This window comes from Elusimicrobiota bacterium (assembly GCA_040757695.1).
Classification (GTDB): domain Bacteria; phylum Elusimicrobiota; class UBA8919; order UBA8919; family UBA8919; genus JBFLWK01.
On record JBFLWK010000132.1, the window covers coordinates 1 to 4,393 of the forward strand.

Annotated in this window: 4 protein-coding genes; all 4 read left to right on the forward strand. The window is 37.3% G+C overall.

Annotated features, from left to right (window positions below):
* Positions 1-147: 147 nt before the first annotated feature.
* The 4 genes from AB1349_13020 (at position 148) to AB1349_13035 (ending at position 4,276) form a co-directional block, all read left to right on the forward strand.
* On the forward strand, positions 148-399 hold the full coding sequence (locus AB1349_13020; protein MEW6558245.1) for a hypothetical protein: 252 nt from the start codon (positions 148-150) through the stop codon (positions 397-399).
* 45 nt (positions 400-444) lie between these two features.
* Positions 445-1,881 (forward strand): FlgD immunoglobulin-like domain containing protein, encoded by a 1,437-nt coding sequence (locus AB1349_13025; GenBank protein MEW6558246.1) that lies wholly within the window; start codon positions 445-447, stop codon positions 1,879-1,881.
* Positions 1,882-2,033: 152 nt separating this feature from the next.
* Positions 2,034-2,987: a PorV/PorQ family protein gene (locus AB1349_13030; GenBank protein ID MEW6558247.1), complete on the forward strand. Its 954-nt coding sequence runs from the start codon at positions 2,034-2,036 to the stop codon at positions 2,985-2,987.
* A 65-nt stretch (positions 2,988-3,052) separates the two neighbouring features.
* Positions 3,053-4,276 carry an Ig-like domain-containing protein gene (locus AB1349_13035; protein MEW6558248.1) on the forward strand — a complete coding sequence of 408 codons (1,224 nt, stop codon included), beginning with the start codon at positions 3,053-3,055 and terminating at the stop codon, positions 4,274-4,276.
* Positions 4,277-4,393: the final 117 nt, after the last annotated feature.

Below are 4,393 nucleotides of genomic sequence, written 5' to 3' on the forward strand. Positions count from 1 at the left end.
CCGGCGACAAAGTAACTGCACAAACTATACAGAAATACATCCAATATCAAAGAGCAGAAGAAGACAGACGCCAGTTAAAACTTGACTTTTAAGATACCCCGCAGCTTGCTGCGGGGAGTATGTCATGCTATAGAATCCCCTGAAGTAATGTTTGAGGATTTTGGAGAAGCAACCATTCATAATGGAGAAGCCATAATTCAATTCCGTGAAGAATTTACTCTCTGTATTTCCACCAAAACTCTTCCGCTAATAACAGTTACACCTATGGATAATTGTAACGGTCTTTATATCAAGAATAGAACACTTAACGGTTTTACTGTAAAAGAATGTCAAAATGGTACATCGGAAATTTCTTTTTCTTGGCGCGCTATAGCAAAAAGGCAGGGATTTAAAGAATGAAGAAAATTGCTATTATTTGTTATAATAGAATTTACTGGGGGGAATATGAACGCAAAATCTATGAAAAGGTTGGGTTTCAGTTTTTTACTTTTTACCTTTTACTTTTTATGTTGGACTTCTTTAAAATCTCAATGGCTTGTGGAAAAAATTGAGGCAGGTTTTGATATTAATAAATATGCTATTGGTGATGGGAGAAATGATGGAATAAACAGAGTTTATGTTGGACAAGAAAACTTAGGTAAGCCAGGATATATTGCCGAAGTCAGCTGGCAACAAGACAATTGGGAAGTGAGTCATATTGATACAAATCCTGAGGTGTATAATTCTCCTTATGGATATGGAGACGCTATTACTACTATAGCCATAGGTGATGGAAAAAATGATGGTCAGAATCGTGTATATGCTAGTTATTATTATTCTAAGAAAATTAATGAATTTAATTGGACAGGCTCAAGTTGGACAAAAACATTAGTAGACTTGATAGATGGAAATAATTCAATAATTACTGTTGGAGATGCCAGGAATGATGGTATAAAGAGATTGTATGCAGGTTCTGCTGTAGATGGTATATTAGAATATACTTGGACAGGTTCAAGTTGGACAAAAGCCACTGTGCTTCCGGAAGTAGGAAGTGTTTTGTCAAATTTAAGAATAGCCGATGGCCAAGGCGATGGCAAACAAAGATTATATGTGATAGGGGAAAAATTAAGTGAGCTTACTTGGACAGATACAAATGGATGGCAAGCGACAAATATCTGTAACGGTAATGGATTGGCTATAGGTGATGGAAGAAATGATGGGATAAACAGAATTTATTCTGGAGGTAGTCAATATAGTCAGGATATATCAGAATGGACTTGGAACGGTACAAAATGGATTGAGAAATTTATTTCTAATATAGAAAGCCCTATTGTGCTTGAAGTAAAAGACGGTCGCAATGACGGGAGGAATAGAGTTTATATTAAGACATATGTGTATTCCAGAAGTGATGGCGTTGATTGGAAATCTCAACTTGTGGAATTTAGTTGGGATGGTTTTTTATGGACACAAACGGATACTTCCGATTATAGCGGTAACGATTATGCAATAATAGCTTCACCACGAAATGATAACAAAAACCGACTTTATACAACTGGTTCAGGTCTTTTAGAATATACTTGGGCATATCCACAGCCGGCATATGACAGTAGCAAGACACAGCAGGATAAACTACAGCCGGTGAATAATTATTTCAAACAAGGTAGTGGATGGACGACGATATGGTATAAAGTTGATAAGGCAGGTGATGTTTCAGTAAAACTTTATACAACAAATGGCGAGCTTGTGAGAACACTTTTTGAAGGGCATAAAGATGTTGGAGAATATTCAGAGGTGTGGACAGGCAGGAATGACCAGAATGATATCGTCGGTAGCGGGATATATCTTGTTCGCTTGAAAGCGCCTGGTGTGAATGTGACCAAAAAGGTTTGTGTAGTAAAATGACACACAACGCCGACCCGAGCCAAGTTCGGATAATACTTGCTCATTTAGCTAAATGAGCAAGTGAGAGATATTGGCCGACGACAATTTTAGCAAAATAGTTGCTCATTTAGTTAAATGATTAAGTGAAAAAATTATTTCAGGCGGAGGAAAAGATGTTTATCACAAAAAAGATAGGAATTATTGGTTTAATTTTACCTTTTACCTTTTATCTTTTACCTTCAACCTGGCTTTATAGCCGTGGGACATCTACGACAATATTTCAATTACTTGATGCATCTTTTGGTGCTCGGCAGAAAGCGCTTGGAGAAACATTTACAGCAATTGCCGACGATATAAACACGATTTACTATAATCCTGCAGGGCTAAAAAATATTTCTAATAAAACAATATCAGCAACATATCAGAAAGGGCTTTCAGATTTATCACAAGGTTTTGTTGTATATTCTCAAGAGTCAGAAAAACTCAGAGGTACAGTTGCTTGTGGGTTCACATATTTGTATGGTGGAAAAATAGAGTTGAATTATACTGATAGACCATCAGAAACAAAACAAGCCCAAAGTGATTATCTATTAACATTAAGTTATGCGACAGGTGATAAACTAAAATTCGGAAGCAACTTAAAAGTGGTTTATTCTGAACTTGTGGAAGATGCGAAAGCGACAGGCTTTTGTATTGATTTAGGATTTCATTACAGCATGGTAAGAATTTTCAAGAAAGAAGTTTCATTTGGTCTATCAACGCAAAACATAGGTCCTTGGGCAACATATTCAGGCGGGCTTGCAAGTGGAAAAGAATATGAGCCATTGCCGATAACATCACGGGCAGGATTCTCTGTTCTGACAATCTCTACAAAAAATCATAATGTAGTTATTGCTTCTGACTGGCTTTTTCCGTATTATGTAAACAAAGGGAAATTTCACACAGGGTTGGAATACACATACCGACAAAAATACTTTCTGCGGACTGGTTACAAACTTGGATATGCTCTGGACTCATTCACATTCGGGCTTGGCACAAAGTTTAGCAAATACCAGCTTGACTACGGACTCGCCTTGATGGGCGAATTATCACCAACGCATCATCTGACATTCACAATGAAATTGTAGCCTCAAACTCGGCGGTATGGTAGGGATACAAATTGAGAATTAAGAATTATAAATGATGATAAAATATGAAAAGAACAATTTGTAGAAATTTGGTACTACAATTTATTTCTATTAGTTTCCATCTATTTCTATCTATTTCGGTTAGTTATTCCGCAGAGACACTTGCATCTAAAATTTTGAATATTGGCGGGAGCTTAAAACAATCTTTAGGGATAAGTTTTACTGATAGTATTGGTGAAGATTTTACAACTGCCTGTTCATCACACAGCACCCAATTTTTTGCTGGGTATATTTACACAATCTTTTTTGATACAGTTCCGTCCGTATCTACACTTGAGATTTCAGAGCCTAATTATAATCTCGGAGATAAAATCGTAGTAACAGATAAAACCATTTTTACACTTTCTGCTCGTGACCCTGTGGTTTGGGGAGTTTCATCAGGAGTGAAGGAGACAAGATGGCGGATAGCAGATGGCGGATGGCAGATTTACACTTTACCATTCACGCTTCACGAGTTACCTGATGGCAACTATACAGTTCAGTATTATTCAGTTGATAGGTTGAACAACACAGAAAAAGTAAAAACTATCACGGCGGTAATTGATAATACAGCGCCTGTTGTAGAAATCCTTTCACCATCAAAAGATAATTACGGTGTTTGTAAAATAATAAATGGACAAGTGTCCATTTATGGCAGTGCGACGGACAAGCACTTAAAATATTATGAAGTCGCATATTCTCAACTTAACAGTTCGGTGTCTGTAGTTATCAGCAGAGAATACAAGGAAGTTAGCGAAGGAGTTCTTGCTGTGTGGGATACAACACAACTTGCTGAAGGTTGGTATACACTGAAACTTGTTGCACAGGATTATGTAAAAAATGAATCTTCAACGAGTGTAGATGTTTATATCGGCAAGCCTGAGCTTTTGCTTACAGTGGATGGATTTAACAAGCCATCGTATATCGTGCTTGATTCAACAGGCAATATGTATATTTCAGATACGAATAATGACAGTATTAAAAAGTTTGACAGAGACGGACATTTTGTTTTAGAGATTTCAACACAGGTGAAAGTAGCCGACACTTCAGCCCGAGCAAAGCGAGTGGCTTCAGTGTCGGAAAAAATATTCAACAAGCCAACAGGTATCGCAGTAAGTTCACAGGGAAATATGTATATTGCAGATAGAAATAATGACAGAATAGTGAGAATAAAGCAGATAGGAGATAGGAGATGGGATATGGGAGATGAAATAACAGGATTTAACAAGCCACACGGGATATTTATTTAAATGTCGCCGAATACCCCGCAGCTTGCTGCGGGGATGAAGGCGACCGACAAATTTTGCCAAATTTTGTATAATGTAATATGTGGAGCTAAGACGAGCAAGTCACGCTGTATATGAACT